We start from the raw sequence: 15680 nt of genomic DNA on the forward strand, positions 1-15680 counted from the left end.
GGTTGGCGTCGCCCATGCCGTCGATGCCGGTCGGCTGGTCCCCCTCGGGCGTGGCCTTCAGCTCGTCATCAGGCGTGGGTGACGCTTGCGGCCTGCGGTGCGGGGGGATCCCGCGGCGTGGCGGCTTCGTTCGGTCTCGTGGGCTGGTTCTGCTCCGGTCTGGGGGAAGGTTGCGGTGCGGCGGACTCGTTCGGCGCCGCGGATCCGGACGGGCCGCCGGGTTGCGCGGGTAAGGGGTCTGCCGGGGCGGTGGGAGTCATGGGGGCGCCTGACGGCGTGGGCGGAGCGGTCGCGGCCGAAGCGGAAGCCGCTGTCGGCACGGCGAGCAGCAGTGCCGTGGCAGCGCCGAGCGTCGCTGCGCGTAAGACGGTGTGTAAGCGCCGGGGCATGGAACTCTCCCTGTGCGTGCGTCACTTGCACGAGCAAGAGGGAGCCCTGACCTCGACCGTTGCCTGACTCACACGGCCATGTCCCGCCGTCTTCACACCACATCCGACGAGGAGCGCGTGGCCCCGCGGGCATCTCGGCATCCGCGGGGCCACTCCTCACCTCCTCATGACTTCGTCTTGCCCGGGCACTCCTTCCACGCCAGGTGGTACACCGTGCTGATCTCCCCGTCCGTCGAGTCCATCGTCATGAAGCTGACCTGGGAGTTCGAGCTGCCCGCGCTCACCCGCAGCTCCGTGTTGACGTTGAAGTTGCGCTGCACTCCGCACGGCGCCCAGACCAGCTGGGCCCAGTCGGTGGAGTCCGTGGCCTGCCAGTTGTTCTCGTAGGGGCCCGAGTAGACGTGACTGCGGTACTCCGTGTTCGGGGAGCCCTGGAAGTAGTACGAGGCCCGCTGGGTGCCCTTGGCGCCGGGCTGGAGTGAGGCGAAACCCCGGTAGTCGGCGCTGGCGACCGCGTACGTGAAGCCCTGGGGCACGTGGACGATCAGGCTGAGCTGGCAGTTCTTGCGGAACGCCGTCGGGTCGGAGTTGGCGCCCGCCTGCGCGAGGTAGTCGCTGTACGTCACCGTGAACGCGGTGTTGTCCTCGGAGACGGCGACGGCCGTCGTGCCCCGGGGGCAGCCCGAGCCGTTCACCGTGGCGACCTTGATGACGATCTTGTCCGGGGGCGGGTCCTCGAAACCGGAGGAGGGGTCGTGAGCGGGTACCGCGGCGGCGAGGAGCGCGGCCACCGCGCTGCTCATGAGCAGGCCACCAGCCATGGTTCTCCCATCCGTTCAGTGGGGGGTGAGGTGGTGCGGGTCGGCTGCTTCCGTGCGTCCGTACGGATGGCGTCCACCCCTCAGGTCATGCGCATGCCAAGCACATGAGCCCTGGTCGTGAAGGAGGCATGGACACGAGGTGAAGACCGGAAGCGGTCGCATCGTATGCAGCGGGGATCGGTGCGGCCAGGGTGAACTCCGGCCATTCCCCGACACCTTCCGCATCCGCCCGCCCCCGGCCCACCTTCCGCCCGCCTCTCGCAGGACCGCGCCCCGGGCACCGACGGCGCCACGGCCGCCGCCCTGCGCCGGACCTCCGCACCTCACCGCACCACACCTCACCCATAACGGTCATCCGTATCGGACAAAACGGATGTACGGGGAGTCTCGCGTGACCACGACGGGGCCGGTCCGTGGACAATGGCCCGCCAGTGATCAACCGTCGGCCCCCTGCACCGCAGGCACCACAGGAGGCGCTCCCTTGGAGTTCAGCAGGCGTACCTTCACCGCTCTGGCCGGCACGGCGGCGCTCGGACTCGCGCTGACCGGGAGCGGCCGGGCGGCGACCGGGACGCGCGTGGCGCGCACCGTGCCGACGGGTCCGCCGCCCCCGCCCCCCAGCGCGGACGGCAGACGGCACGAGATCGGGTTCGACCGCCACTCGCTGCTGGTCGACGGCCGGCGCCTGGTGCTCTGGTCCGGGGAACTGCACCCCTTCCGCCTGCCCAGCCCCTCCCTGTGGCGGGACGTGCTGCAGAAGCTGCGCGCCCATGGCCACAACGCGGTCACCGTGCCCGTCGCCTGGAATCACCACTCCCCCGCGCCCGGCGCACACGACTTCACCGGCGTGCGCGACCTCGACCTCTTCCTGCGCATGGCCGCCGAGGAGCACCTGTACGTCGTCCTGCGCCCGGGGCCGTACATCGGTGCCGACGTCGACGCCGGCGGCCTGCCGGGGTGGCTCGGGGCCACCGGGAGCGGGGTACGCACCACGGATCCGGCGTATCTGCGGCACGTGGACGCGTGGCTGGGCGCGGTCGACGCCATCGCCGTCCGGCATCTGTTCACCCGGGGCGGTGGCACGGTGCTGCTCTGTCAGCTCGAACCGGGCCCCGGCGTCCCGGCCGACGACCCGGACGGGCGCGCCCGCCTGGCCCACCTGTACGCCAAGGTGCGCGCCGACGGCATCGACGTACCGCTGTTCCACAGCGCCGACGGGGCCCAGGCGCTGTGGCTGCCGGGGGCCCTCCGCGCCCGCACCGGGCGGCCCGCGCCCGGGTTCGCGACCGGGACCGGTGACGGGGCGCCCGATCCGTGGGGCGGGGTCACCTCCGGGGGCAAGGGGTACGCGGAGGTGCGGCGGGTCCGGGACGCGGCGTACGAGCGGCGCACCCACCTCGACCGCCTCGCCGACGGGATCACGGCGCACACCGTGCGGATGGCGTTCGGCGGGACCTCGTGGGGCTGGCTGCCCTCGCCCGGCGGCTACACCTCGTACGACTACGGGGCGCCCCTCGACGAGGGCCGCCGGCCGACGGCCAAGGCCGCCGCGCTGCACCAGCTCGGGCACCTGCTGCGGACCGTGCCCGACCTCGCCCGGCTGAATCCGGCGCGGGGCGAGGTACGGGCCGGGGACGAGCGGCTGCGGGTGCGCCACCTGACCAACCCGGACACCGGTGCCGAGGTGTACGTGCTGCGCAACGACTCCGCCGAGGAGGTCACCTCGACGCTGCCGGGCACCGCGATCGACGTGCCCGTCACCGTCGGCCCCCGGGACGCCAAGCTGCTCGCCACGGGACTGGAACTGGGACGCCGCAGGCTGGCGTACTGCACCGCACAGCCGATGCTGAGCATGACCGCCGGGCGGACGGACGTCGCCGTGTTCGCGGGACGGCGCGGCGAGACGGCGCAGGTCGCGCTGGACTGCGAGGTCCAGCCGGTCACCACCCGGCTGGACAACGAGCCCGCCTGGTCCTACGACCGGGGCAGGCTGAACGTGGTCGTGCCGCTCGGGGTGGGCTGGCTGAGCCGGGTGCTGGTGGAGGGCGGCGACTCCGACACGCCGATGGTGCTGCTGTTCACCGACGACGAGACGGCACTGCGGCTGTGGCCCCACGACACCCCGTCCGGTCCCCTGCTGGTGTACGGCCCGGCGCTGTTGCGCTCGGCGACCCTGCGCGATGCCACCGTCCACCTCACCGGCGACACCGTCGGCGAGAGCGGGCTGAAGGCGCTGGAGGTGTGGGGGCCGCGCGGGATCACCGCCGTGACCTGGAACGGGCGGCCGGTGCGGGTGCGGGTGAGCCGGGCCGGGAGCCTGGTCATGGAGGGGACGCTGCCGGGCGCGCCCGACCCCGCCCTGCCCGCGCTCGGCGGCTGGCGGCGGCGCACCGGGGATCCGGAGGCCGAGACCGGCTTCGACGACTCCGCGTGGCCGGCCGCCGACCGGACCGCGCCGCGCAGGTCCACGCCCGCGCCCGGGGGAGGGCCCGTGCTGCTCGCCGACGACCACGGCTTCCCCTACGGCGACGTCTGGTACCGGGGCCGGTTCGAGGACGCGAGCGGCACCCAGGCGGTGTCCCTGTCCTACCGCACCGGTACGCAGGGGCTGTTGATGGCCTGGCTGGACGGACGGCCGCTGGGCACGCACCGCATGCCGGTGCCGGACGAGCGGACGGCCGGCCGGGGCACATGGACCGCCACGGCGGCCTTCCCGGTGCCCGGGAAACTGCGCACGCGGGGGCCGCACGTGCTGTCCGTACTGGTCCGGCCGATGCAGCACGACGTCCCCGCCGTGGGCGGTGACGGTGCGGGGCGGGACCGGCTCCCGGCGGCCCGCGGGCTGACGTCCGTGGGCTTCGAGGGCGCCTCGCCCGAGGTGCGCTGGCGGATCCGTGGGGCGGGGGCGGCGGACCCCGTGCGCGGGGCGCTGAACAACGGCGGGCTGTACGGGGAGCGGGAGGGGTGGCACCTGCCCGGGCCCGTCGGCGACGCATGGGAGGCCGTGGAGTTCCCGCGCGCCGACCGGCGGCAGGGGGTGGTCTGGTACCGGACGGAGTTCCGGCTGGACGTCGATCCGGGTCTGGACGCGTCGATCGGGCTCACACTCGACGACGACCCGGAGCGTGCCTACCGCGTCCAGATCTTCCTCAACGGCTGGAATCTGGGCCAGTACATCAACGACGTAGGTCCGCAGCACACCTTCGTCCTGCCGAACGGGATCCTGCGCACACGTGGCGTCAACACACTGGCCCTCGCGGTCCTGTCCGACGGGACCACACCCTCGGGTCCGGGGGACGTCCGGCTGGCGCTGCTGGGGGCGGTGCAGGGCGGCGTGCCCGTGGAGGAGGTGGACTCACCGGGACGGTGAGTCCACCTCGAGAACGGCGATCGCTCAGGCCGGGCGGATCACGTTCCAGGGCAGCGGCTCCAGGACGGCGGTCAGCCCGCCGTCCCTCAGGGTCGTGCCCCCGACGGGGGGCGGGGTGACCCGCTCGGGATCGTCGAGGTGTTGCGGGCGTCCGGGTCGGCGTCGGCGAGGGCGCTGTGCTCCACGACCGAGGTCGGGTCCAGTCCGTCGAGGGCGACCTCGAGCGGCAGCGTCTCGGTACTTCGAACGGGACCGTAGGGGGCGAGCGTCGGCACGGCAATGCTTCGGACGAGAACCGGGGGCCGGACCTTCCCGGCCGGCTCGCATGACGGGGACACGTCCGGCCGCGTAGTCTCGAACGGCCTTGTGTACGGCGGCGAACGAGAGCGAGGGGACGCGATGGGGTTCGCGGACGCGGCCATGGGTCCGGCCTCGTTCCTGAGCGAGTTCTACACGTCCTTCTGGTGGATCCCCGCCGCGGTCCTCGCCGCCGCCCTGGCCATCAAACTGCCGACGATCATCCGGCTCTGGAAGGACCCGCTGCTGCGCGCCGTCGGCGGACTGCTGCTGCTGGCCTGCGCGGTGTTCGTGTTCGTCGCGCCCTCGACCATCGCCTGGGTCAACCGGGTCACGGGCGTGCCCAACATCTCCGCGCCGTGGGTGTACTCCCTGCTGACCGCCTTCTGCGGCTCCTGCCTGGTGCTGATCATCGCCTGGCGCAACGGGCTGTCCGACCGCTCCGCCGCCACCCGCCGCGCCACCCGCTGGGTCGTCGCCGGGTACGGCGGTGTGATCGTCCTGCTGTGGGTGCTGTTCGCCCTCGCGGACGTTCCGGTGGAACGGACCCGGGATCTGGACACCTACTACGCCAACACGCCGTTCATGCGCGAGGAGATCCTGCTCTACCTCCTCGCGCACACCACCGCGGTCCTGATCACCTCGAAGCTGATCTGGAACTGGATCCGTACCGACGGACTCGACGCCTGGCTCCGCTGGGGACTGAAGTTCCTCGGCATCGGCTACGGGCTCAACCTGGCCTTCGACGCCGCCAAGCTCACCGCCGTCACCGCCCGCTGGGCCGGCCGCGACCTGGACTGGCTGAGCCTGAACGTGGCACCGGCCCTGGCCTGTCTGTCGGCGGTGTCGATCGCGGTCGGCTTCATCCTCCCGCACGCCGGCCAGTACCTCCACGAACGCTGGCGGATCCGGGTGGCGCACCACCGACTGCGGCCGCTGTACGCGCTGATGAAGTCCGTGCACGGCGGCGGTGTGCCGTTCGTGCTGCGGGCCAGTCCCGAACTGCGCCTGACCCGCCGCGAGACCTTCATCCGGGACGTGCTGCTGCCGCTGGCCCGCCGTATCGACGAGGAGCTGCGCCACCGCTGCCACACGGCCGCCCTCGCGCTGGGACACGCACCCGAGCGGGCCAAGGCGCTCGCCGCGGCCGTGGCGATCCTCGACGCCGTCGCCGCCGGATCCGCCGCGGACGGCGGGGGCGACGGCCCCGATCCCGACACCACGGACCTGCTCAGGGAGATCGGAGCCGTCTCCCGGGCCCTGCGCCGCCCCGACGACATCCGGGCGGTGCGCAGCCGCGCCGACGCCCGGGGGACCGTGGCGGTCACCGAGTGACCGTGTGCGGGAAGGTGGCCGGAACCACACCGGTCTTGGCATATTGCACAGGTGACCGAGCGACACCCGGGGGAGCAGGGAGACAACGGTGCGGACCAGGAAGGAGATGCGTCGTCTCGCTGACGCCCTCATCGACCCCATCCGGGTGCCCGTCCCGGCCGACCCCGAGGTGCTGTTCGACGCGCTGGTCGCGTCCGTCAGCGCCTGGCGCGGGCGGGAAGTCGTCGTCCACCGGGCGGCGTTCCCGCCGCACACCGCGAGCGGGCTGTGGCTGGAGCGCGAGAGCCACGACGACGTGGTGGTGGACGAGCGGGCCGCCGTGTGGCACCAGATCGTCATCCTCTGCCACGAGGTGTGGCACATGAACCGCCGGCCGGCCGACCCGCTCGCCGCCGCGGCCGGGCAACCCGTGGCCGCGCGCACCGACTTCAGCCTGGCCGAGGAGCAGGAGGCCGACCGCTTCGGCATGCTGATGGGCCGTCGGCTGCGCACCTGGCTGGAGGCGACCACCGACTCGGTGTTCGCGGCACGGGGCGGTGACCCGCAGGACCCGACGGACCTCGCCGGACGCATCGGGGCCGCACTCAACTACCGCGGGACGCAGAGATGAGCGGCCTGATCAACTACGTCAGCTGCGGGGTCCTCTGGCTCGGCCTGGTGATCAAGGCCCCGGACCTGCTGCGGCACCGCGGCGACCCCTACCTGCGGGCCATCTGCGCGGTGCTCGGACTGGCCGGGCTGTGCTTCTTCCTGGGCGCGCCACCGACCGTCGGCACCATCAACCGGATCGGCGGGGTGCCCAACCTCGCGGCCCCGCTGACCTACGCCGCCATCACCGCCTACTGCGCCGCCTCCCAGGTCCTCGTCGTCCACTGGCGGGGCGGGCCCCGGGTGCACCGCACCGCCCGCCGCTGGATCCTCGCCTACGCCTGCGTCGTCCTCGGCATCGCGGTGACCTTCGCCCTCGGTGACGCCCCGGAGGAACGGCGCACCGATCTGGACACCTATTACGCCACGACCCCGTTCATCGCCGAGATGATCATGCTGTACCTGGTCGCGCACCTCACGGCGGTCACGGTCACCACGGTGTCGTCGCTGCGCTGGGCGCGGCAGGTGCACGGCGGGCTGCGGGCGGGGCTGACGATCCTCGGCGTCGGCTCGCTGTGCAACGCCGGGTACAGCGTGGCCAAGCTGGTCGCGGTCGTCGCCCGCTGGTGCGGACGGGACTGGTCGGCGCTCGGCACCACGGTCTCGCCGGCCGCCGCGGGGCTCGGGGCGCTGCTCACGGTCGTCGGGGTGCTGGTCCCGCTGCTCGCGCCCCGGGCGGCCCAGTGGCGGGAGGCGAGGCGCACCTACGCCCGGCTCGGTCCGCTGGAGCGGGCGCTGGACGACCTGCTCACCCGCCGGGCCCTGCGGCTGCCCCGGCCCCGGTTCGCCTCCCCCGCCACCCGGCTGGTGTGGCGCCAGACCAGCATCCACAACGCGCTGAGTTACCTGGACGCCTACTTCGACCCCGCCCTCTACGAGCGCACCCGGGAGGCCGGGCTCGCGGCGACGGGCGATCCGGCGCGGGCCGAGGCCGCCGCCTGGGCCGCCGTGATCACCGCCGCGGTGCGCGAGGAGGCGGATCCGCGGCGGCACGCCCCGCCGGCCGCCGGCGCGGTCCGGCTCCTGGACCGGGTGCCCGGACCGGCCGGCCTCGCGCGCATCGCCGACGCGCTGTCCCGCACCGCCCCCGTGCCGGCGCCCGCCGTGGCCGGCACCACGACCACGCCGGGCTCCGCATGAGAGGCGATCCGACCGACCGCACGCGCCTGCTGCCCGGGGAAGGGAGGTGCCGGGCGTGAGTCTCGTCGTGTACGCCGCGGCGCTGGTGTTCGGGATGTCCTGCGTCCTGTTGCTGCGCCGCCCCCACCCTGCGGCCGGGCCGGGCCCGCTGACCCTGTCCACGTGCGTGGCGGCCCTCCTGGGCGCGCTGGTCTTCGTGTGCGCCGCGCCGCCCACCCTGGCCGCCGTCAACTCCCTCACCGGCATCCCCAACTTCGGCGCGCCGCTGACGTACGGCGTGCTCTCGGCGTACAGCTGCGCGGTGCTGGTGCTGCTGATCAACTGGCGGGGCGGGCCCCGCGAGCGGGTGCGGCGCAGGGTGTGGCGCACCATCGGCGCCTACGCGGTGCTGGTCGTGGCCATCGTCGTGCTGTTCGCGCTGGCCGACGCGGACACCGAGCGGCTCACCGACCTCGACACGTACTACGCCAACACGCCGTTCATGCGGGAGATGATCCTGCTGTACCTGCTCGGGCACAGCGCGGCGATGCTGGTGGTGTGCGCGGTCTGCGTCAGGTGGGCCCGTGAGGTCACCGGTCTGCTGCGCACCGGGCTGCGGCTGATCCTGCTCGGCGCGCTGCTGGACGTGTTCGGGTTCCAGCTCGCCAAGTACACCGCGCTGGTGGCGCGTTGGTCCGGGCACGACCTGGACGCGCTGTCCACGAGTGTCGCCCCGCCCATGGCGGCGCTGGGCGCGCTGCTGTTCTCGGCGGGGTTCGTGCTGCCGCGGCTGCTGCCGTCGGCGGTCGCGCACTGCCGTGGACTGGGCGACTACCGGCGGCTGGCCCCGCTGTGGTCGCTGGTGCGGTCGGCGTCGACGGCCCCCAGACCGCCCGCGTCCTGGTGGCAGTTGCCGCTGGCCCGGCTCCAGTGGCGCGAGGTGTCCATCCACGACGCCCTGCTGGCGCTGGCGCCGTACTTCGACCACCGGGTCCGGGAGCGGGCCCGGGACGCCGCCCTGCGCGCGGGCCGCTCCCCGCACGAGGCCCGGCTGGCGGCGGAGGCGGCCATGCTGGCGGACGCCGCGCGCCGGGCCGCCGCCCGTGAGGAACCACCGCAGACCACCGCCACCTACCGGCTGCACGCCACGGAGGTGTCCGGTACGAGCGGACTGGTGGACCTGGCCCGTGCGCTGGGCCGCCCGCCCGCCGCGCCCCCACCGTCCGTGGCCGTGACCGAATCCGAGGAGCCCCATGTCGCGTAGAGCTGTCGTCATCGGCGCCGGGCTGGCCGGCATGCTGGCCGCGGCCGCCCTGTCCGGGGCGGGGGTGGACGACGTGGTCGTGCTGGACCGCGACGACCTGCCCGAGGGGCCGGAGCACCGCCGGGGTCTGCCCCAGGCGCGGCACGCGCACCTGGTGATGGCCGGGGGCGCGGCCGCCATGGAGGAGCTGGTGCCGGGCGGGAGCCTGCGCAAGCGGCTGCTGGCCGCCGGGGCGCACGAGGTGTCCCTGGGCCGGGGCATGCTGGTCCGCACGCCGGACGGCTGGTTCCGGCGGTGGCGGCACGAGGGACCGGTGATGCTCACGTGCAGCCGTGCGCTGCTGGACTGGGAGGTGCGCTCGGCGGTGCTGGGGCACACCACGGTGGAGATCCGCAGGGCGGCGGCGGTGGGCCTGACGGGGTCCGCCGACCGGGTGCGCGGTGTCCGGGTGGCGGTGCCCGGCGGCGAGGCGGAGCTCGCCGCCGACCTCGTGGTCGACGCGAGCGGGCGGGGCTCGCGGTTCGTCGCGTGGCTGGACGCGCTCGGGGTGTCCGGTGTGCGGCAGCGGACCGTGGACGCCGGGCTGGTCAACGCGACGCGGATCTACCGGGTGCCCGAGGGTGCGGAAAGGTTTCCGCTGACGGTCGTGCAGGCCAATCCGTACGTGTCCCGGCCGGGGCGGAGCGGGATGGTCATGCCGATCGAGGACGGCCGGTGGATGGTGAGCCTCGGCGGCTCGCGCGGCGGTGAGCCACCGTCGGACCCGGAGGGGTTCCTGCGGTACGCGCTGGAGCTGCCGGACCCCGTGGTGGGGCGGCTCATCTCCGGGGCGGAGCCGCTGACCGGGGTGCACGTCAGCCGGTCGACCAGCAACGTGCGGCGGTATCCGGAGAAGGCGCCGCACTGGCCGGAGGGCCTCGTCGTGCTCGGGGACGCGCTGGCCGCGTTCAACCCGGCGTACGGGCAGGGCATGTCGGTGGCGGCGTTCGGGGCGCGGGTGCTGGCGGCGGAGCTGGAGCGCGGCGGGCCCACCGCGCCCGGTCTCGCCCGGCGGGTGCTGCGCGGGGCGGCGCGGTCGGTCGACGCGGCGTGGTCCATGGCGGTCACCCTGGACCTGCTCTACCCCGGGGTGCGCGGCGGGCGGCCGGGGGTCGCCGACCGCCTGGTCACCGCCTGCACGCGGCGCATGATGAAGGCGGCCACGGGCTCCTATCCGGCGGCCGCCGCGATCTGGGACGTCACCAGCATGCGCACCCCGCCGACCCGGGTGCTGCGCCCCGGCGCGGTCCTGGCCGCCCTGACCGGCTCGCCGCTGCCGCCCTCGACCGAGCCGCCGCTGACCCGGGGCGAGCGGGAGATCCTGCGCGGGCTGGACCGCACGGGCGGGTGAGCCCCCGGCCGGGCCTCAGCCGGCGAAGGCCGGCTGGGCGACGCCCCGGCCCGCGCCGGGGATCACCAGCAGCGAACCGGCCAGCGGGTGGGGTGCGCTCGGGCCGGTGCGGGCGGTGGTGACGTACAGGTCGGTCAGGTCGCCGCCGCCGAAGGCACAGGCCGTGACCCGGGGGACGGGGAGCGGGACCACCCGGTCCAGGTTCCCGGCAGGGGTGTAGCGGCGCAGGGCGCCGCCCTCCCACAGGGCGACCCACACACAGCCGTCGGCGTCGACGGTGAGGCCGTCGGGGAAGCCCGCGTCGTCCTCGACGACGGCGAAGGTCCGGCGGCCGGTGACCCGGCCGGAGTCCGGGTCGTGGTCGAGGACGTCGACGCGGCGGGTCGGGGTGTCGGCGTAGTACATCAGGCGGCCGTCGGGGCTCCAGCCGGTGCCGTTGCTCACCGCCACGTCGTCGAGGGCGACCTCGACGGTGCCGTCGCCGGTGACGCGGGAGAGGGTGCCGCCGCCGGGGGCCTCGTCGTAGCGCATGGTGCCGGCCCACAGGCTGCCGTCGGGTGCGACGGCAGCGTCGTTGGCACGGCGGCCCGGGACCGGGTCCCGGTGCAGCCAGCGGAAGGTGCCGTCGGGGTCGAGCAGGCGGATTCCGTCGCGCAGGTTGAGCACGAGGCCGCCGCCGGCGCGGGGCTTGGCGGCGCCCACGTGCTGCTCCGTGCGGCGCAGGGTGCGTCGCCCGGTCCCCGGGTCGTAGGTGTGGATCCGGCAGCCGAGGATGTCGATCCACAGCAGCCGGCCGGCCTGAGGGTCCCAGGTCGGTCCCTCGCCGAGGGCCGCCTCCGCCCGCACCGCGACCTCGTACGCCGCCGTCACGCCCCGCTCCGGTGGCCGAGGCGCTCGGAGAGCTCGGCGGCGCCCTTGACGGCGAGTTCCTCCAGCTCGGCCAGGCGCTCCTCGCTCCAGCGGATCATCGGCACGGAGATGGACAGCGCCGCCACCACGTGTCCGGTGCGGTCGCGCACGGGGGCGGCCACACAGCTGACGTCCGGGTTGGACTCGCGGCTCTCCACCGCGATGCCGCGGGCACGGATCTCGGCGAGGGCCTCGCGCAGCGCGGCCGGGTCGGTGATGCTGTTGGGGGTCATCGCGACGAGGTCGGCGTCGTCGGGGATGCGCGCGGCGAGCTCCGGCTCGGGAAGGGAGGCGAGCAGCATCTTGCCGACGGAGGTGCAGTGGGCGGGCAGTCGGCGCCCCGCCGCGGACACCATGCGGACCGCGTGCGTGGAGTCGACCTTGGCGATGTAGATGACGTCGGTGTCCTCCAGGATCGCCACGTGCACGGTCTCGTCGCAGGTCTCGGCGACGGAGCGGGCGACCTGCTGGCCCTCGGCGGCGAGGTCGAGGTGCTCGGCGTAGCGGGCGCCGAGCTGGTACGGGCGCACACCCAGCCGGTAACGTCCGGGCTGGCCGGCCAACGGGACGATGTACTTCCGCGCCGCGAGGGTGGTCACCAGCTCGTGGACGGTGGTGCGCGGCAGCTGGAGCCGGCGGACGATGTCGGGGGCGGAGAGTGTCCCGTCCCCGTCCAGGAAGAGCTCGAGAATGTCGAGAGCCCGGGTCACGGCTGGTACGAGGCGTCCCACGACCGGCCCCCTCCCTATGTGTTTCAGGCGTCTGCCTCCATCCTCGCGTTCGAGATTTCAACAGACGATCGACATGACGAACATAGGCTAGGCACAGCGCGTTCGCCCGGGCAATGGGTGCGCCCGAGGTCCGGTGTGCCTGGGCCCGCCCCCGCACCCGCGGGGATCGCGAGGACAGGGCGCGGTTCTCCGGTCATCTGTGTGTGCTTCCCCGGGGGATTCGGTTCCGATGCGTGCGCTTCCCCGGGGATTCGGTTCCGATGCGTGCGGTTCCCAGGGGGTTCGGTTCCGATGCGTGCGGTTCCCAGGGGGTTCGGTTCCGATACGTGCGCTTCCCCGGGGGTTCGCTTCCGATACGTGCGCTTCCCCGGGGGGTTCGGTTCCGAGCCGTGGAGTCGAGCACGGATCCAAGCCGCTCCGTGCCCGTTGCGCACGAGGTGCGGCCACCGCCGCCGTGCTCGCGCCCGGCACCACCGGCGGCCGGGCGAGCAGTCCCCCCGTCCGCGGACGCGTCTCGAGGGTCGCCGCCCAGCCCCGCCCGGGGCGCGCCGCGCCTGGGGTGGTCCGCGGCCGCGGCCTTCTCACCGGCGTACGTCGCCGAGTGCGCCGCGCAACCGCTGGGCCCGCAGCACCAGCTCCAGTTCGAAGCGGCGGTCGGGGTCGTCGATCTCGTCGCCCCACAGTTCCCGGATCTGGCGCAGGCGGTAACGGACGGTCTGCGGGTGGACGCCGAGGCGGGCCGCCACCTCCGGGGCGCCGCCGCGGGTCTCCAGCCAGGCCAGCAGGGTTTCCGCGAGGCGGCGTCCGTGGGTGGGGCCGCAGTGGGCGAGCGGGGCCAGGCACCGGTGCGCGAGGTCGTCGATCAGTTCCTCGGGCTGCAGCAGGACCAGCGCCTCGGTGTGCTCGGTGCAGTACAGCACCTCACCGGCCGGCAGCAGCCCCCGTTCCATCAGCCGTACCGCCGCCTCCGCCCAGCGCAGCGACTTCGCCGCGTCGGCCAGCGGAACGGGTGGCCCGATCGCCCCCGCCCAGCCGGTCAGCGCGCGGTGCAGCAGCTCCGGGCGGCCGGCCGCGTCCGGCTCGGGCACGACCATGCGGGGCTGCTCGTACTCCATGTCCAGCAGCACCTCCTGCCCCACCGCGGGCGCCACCGCCTCCCGGGCCGGGCGCAGCAGCACGCCCACCGCGACCCGCTCGGGCAGCGGCCAGCCGATCCGGGCGGCCCGTTCGGCGAACGCGTCGGACGGATCGCCGCGGTGGTGCTCGGCGAGCAGCAGTTCCATCAGCCGGCGTTGCAGCCGCAGCCGCTCCCCGGCCTGACGGGCGGCGGCCTCCGCGTAGCCGCGCACGGACTGGTCGACGAGGCCGTCGAGGTACTCGTATCCGGCGTCGACCAGCTCGTACATCGCGGGCGGCGGGATGTCGACGCGCTGGCCGATGTCGGCGAAGCAGCGCCAGGCCAGGCGCACGCCCATGCGGTAGGTCGCCTGGAGCGAGTCCAGCGACCGTCCGTTCAGGCCCTCGCCGCGGCCGAACTCCTGGAAGACGCCGGGCGGCACCGTCGGCCTGCCCTCGGAGTGCTCCAGGTGCTGCACGAAGACCTCGATGGCGCGGCGGATGCCGACGAGGGCCATGGGCTCGCCGGAGTCGTCGAGGACGACCGGCAGGTGGGGGTACTCGCGCTGGATCTCGCTCATGATCTGTTCGGCGAGCGCGGGTGCCTCCGCCATGGCGATCTCGGCGAACCGGCGCACCTGGTAGCGCGGTACGTCGTGCCAGGCCGAGCGGGCGCTGACGACGGTTCGGGAGGCCGTCACGGGCTCAACTCCCCTGACCGGCCTGCTCGTAGGTGATCAAGGGGGTGTCGGGCTGTTCGGGCGTGGCTTCGAGCAGCGCGACCACGCCGAGCGCGGCGCCCACGGCGAGGGCGGCGCCGAGCACGACGGTCAACGCGGCGGCGAGCAGTCTGGACATCGCAGGGTCAGCCTCTCTGTCCGGAGGTCGTCCCCACCCCCGGGCCCCGTCCCACCCCTGCCGGTAGTGCCCCACAGTGTCGACATGACATTGACAGTCCGTCAAGGGGCGCCTACGGTTCCCGGCCCATACGGGTGCCGTCCGGATCAGCCCGGCACCCCCTTCCCGCAGCGCACATTCCCCCACGGTGCCGACCGGACCGCGTCGCGCCGTCCCGAGCCCCTGGAGTGCCCGGATGCGCCGTACAGCCTCTCCCTTTTCCCTGGTCCTACTGGGTTTCGGCACGTTCTTGCTGGTGCTGGCACCGCTGTTGGCGTGGTACGTGCAGCCACGCGCGGCGGTGAACCCGATCGACATCGACACCACCGCGGTCTACACCGGCCGGGGCAGCGTCTTCGACACCGACCGGATCGAGACCGTGCCCGATCAGCGGATCACCGTGACCCAGCGGGTGCGCGGCGACGTCGCCGACAGCGAGCGCAGCGGGAACGCCGTGTGGGACGTCACGACCACGGTCGACACGGACCGGACGCTGCCGGCCGCCGATCCGCACGACGCGCTGGACTTCAAGCCGCACCGCTGGGTGCTGGACCGGAGGACCACCAAGCCGGTGCACTGCTGCGAGGAGACCCCGCACATCGAGGGCGAGGCGTATCTGAAATTCCCCTTCGACGTGCAGAAACGCTCCTACCAGTGGTGGGACAACACGCTCGGTGACACGGTCGTGCTGCGCTACCGGGGCACCGCGAAGGTGCAGGGGTACACGGGCTACCGGTTCACCGGATCGGTGCCGCCCACCAAGGCCGGCACACGGCTGGTGCCGGGCCGTCTGGTCGACGCGCCGGACCGGCCGCAGGTGCTGGCCGAGGAGTGGTACGCCAACCACGGCATCGAGCTGGTCGTGGACCAGCGCACCGGCCGGGTGATCTACGCCCAGACCGGCCCGAAGCGCACGCTGCGGGCGCCGGGCGGGGAGCGGGACGCGGCGGTGCTGCTGGACGCCGAGAAGATCGCCTTCACCACGGAGACGCAGCGGGCGGCCGTGCGCCAGGCCGAGCGCGACAGCGGTCAGCTGCGCCTGCTGGGCGAGGTCCTGCCGGTCGGGGCGGGTGCGGCGGGGCTGGTGCTCGCCGTGGCCGGCGGCGTTCTGGTGGCGCGCGGACGGAAGGAATCCGTGACGCCCGATATGTCGGATACGCCGGATACACCCCGACCGACCCTCATGAAATGACCAGTCGTCAGCTTCAATCCAACCCTAAATTGTCACATCCGTGAGTAGCCGTGACGAACGGCTGGGCGAAAACTGTCCAATCCCCACCCCAGCAACATTCCCTTAACACCCCACGCCCAGAACTCAGGGCCCCGTCGACCACCCCGCCGGTCCGACCCTCCCTCCTCCCTATCGCGTCCCGCGGTTCCCCACGCTGAGTTCC

The 15680-nt window shown here is 73.9% G+C and carries 12 protein-coding genes and 1 pseudogene; 7 read left to right on the plus strand and 6 right to left on the minus strand.

What is annotated here, in order from left to right:
- Positions 1-553 precede the first annotated feature (553 nt).
- Positions 554-1210: a DUF4360 domain-containing protein gene (locus ACFYOV_RS02655; RefSeq protein ID WP_389081876.1), complete on the minus strand. Its 657-nt coding sequence runs from the start codon at positions 1208-1210 to the stop codon at positions 554-556.
- A gap of 481 nt (positions 1211-1691) precedes the next feature.
- Between ACFYOV_RS02655 and ACFYOV_RS02660 the strand changes: the two genes are divergently transcribed.
- Positions 1692-4580 (plus strand): beta-galactosidase, encoded by a 2889-nt coding sequence (locus ACFYOV_RS02660; protein WP_389081878.1) that lies wholly within the window; start codon positions 1692-1694, stop codon positions 4578-4580.
- Positions 4581-4604: 24 nt separating this feature from the next.
- On the opposite strand, the pseudogene ACFYOV_RS02665 reads toward ACFYOV_RS02660, so the two are convergent.
- Positions 4605-4819 (minus strand): annotated as a pseudogene (locus tag ACFYOV_RS02665) (alpha-L-arabinofuranosidase C-terminal domain-containing protein); the annotation flags it as partial.
- Between the two features lie 160 nt (positions 4820-4979).
- Between ACFYOV_RS02665 and ACFYOV_RS02670 the strand changes: the two are divergent.
- From ACFYOV_RS02670 to ACFYOV_RS02690, 5 genes are all read left to right on the plus strand, one after another.
- Entirely contained in the window at positions 4980-6212 is a 1233-nt protein-coding gene (locus ACFYOV_RS02670) for an MAB_1171c family putative transporter (protein WP_389081880.1), read from the plus strand.
- 106 nt (positions 6213-6318) lie between these two features.
- Entirely contained in the window at positions 6319-6822 is a 504-nt protein-coding gene (locus ACFYOV_RS02675) for a toxin (protein WP_389081883.1), read from the plus strand.
- The gene (locus tag ACFYOV_RS02680) at positions 6819-8000 is read left to right on the plus strand and encodes an MAB_1171c family putative transporter (RefSeq protein ID WP_389081885.1); all 1182 of its coding nucleotides are present in this window, start codon (positions 6819-6821) and stop codon (positions 7998-8000) included. The genes ACFYOV_RS02675 and ACFYOV_RS02680 overlap by 4 nt, the downstream gene beginning before the upstream one ends.
- Positions 8001-8055: 55 nt before the next feature.
- Positions 8056-9243 carry an MAB_1171c family putative transporter gene (locus ACFYOV_RS02685; RefSeq protein ID WP_389081888.1) on the plus strand — a complete coding sequence of 396 codons (1188 nt, stop codon included), beginning with the start codon at positions 8056-8058 and terminating at the stop codon, positions 9241-9243.
- A complete protein-coding gene (locus ACFYOV_RS02690) occupies positions 9233-10633 on the plus strand; it encodes an FAD-binding protein (protein ID WP_389081890.1) in 1401 nt (466 codons plus the stop codon). The genes ACFYOV_RS02685 and ACFYOV_RS02690 overlap by 11 nt, the downstream gene beginning before the upstream one ends.
- Before the next feature lie 15 nt (positions 10634-10648).
- On the opposite strand, the gene ACFYOV_RS02695 is transcribed toward ACFYOV_RS02690, so the two are convergent.
- The 4 genes from ACFYOV_RS02695 to ACFYOV_RS02710 form a co-directional block, all read right to left on the minus strand.
- Positions 10649-11503, minus strand: a complete 855-nt coding sequence (locus ACFYOV_RS02695; protein ID WP_389081892.1) for an SMP-30/gluconolactonase/LRE family protein — start codon at positions 11501-11503, stop codon at positions 10649-10651.
- Complete coding sequence (locus ACFYOV_RS02700; RefSeq protein ID WP_389081895.1) at positions 11500-12273, minus strand: IclR family transcriptional regulator; 774 nt, start codon at positions 12271-12273, stop codon at positions 11500-11502. The genes ACFYOV_RS02695 and ACFYOV_RS02700 overlap by 4 nt, the downstream gene beginning before the upstream one ends.
- 581 nt (positions 12274-12854) lie before the next feature.
- Positions 12855-14090, minus strand: a complete 1236-nt coding sequence (locus ACFYOV_RS02705) for a PucR family transcriptional regulator (protein ID WP_389081897.1) — start codon at positions 14088-14090, stop codon at positions 12855-12857.
- Positions 14091-14094: 4 nt separating this feature from the next.
- A complete protein-coding gene (locus tag ACFYOV_RS02710) occupies positions 14095-14247 on the minus strand; it encodes a hypothetical protein (RefSeq protein ID WP_389081899.1) in 153 nt (50 codons plus the stop codon).
- A gap of 235 nt (positions 14248-14482) precedes the next feature.
- On the opposite strand from ACFYOV_RS02710, the gene ACFYOV_RS02715 reads away from it, so the two are divergent.
- A complete protein-coding gene (locus tag ACFYOV_RS02715; protein ID WP_389081902.1) occupies positions 14483-15478 on the plus strand; it encodes a DUF3068 domain-containing protein in 996 nt (331 codons plus the stop codon).
- Positions 15479-15680 lie beyond the last annotated feature (202 nt).

Source organism: Streptomyces sp. NPDC005931 (genome assembly GCF_042871235.1).
Classification (GTDB): Bacteria; Actinomycetota; Actinomycetes; order Streptomycetales; family Streptomycetaceae; genus Streptomyces.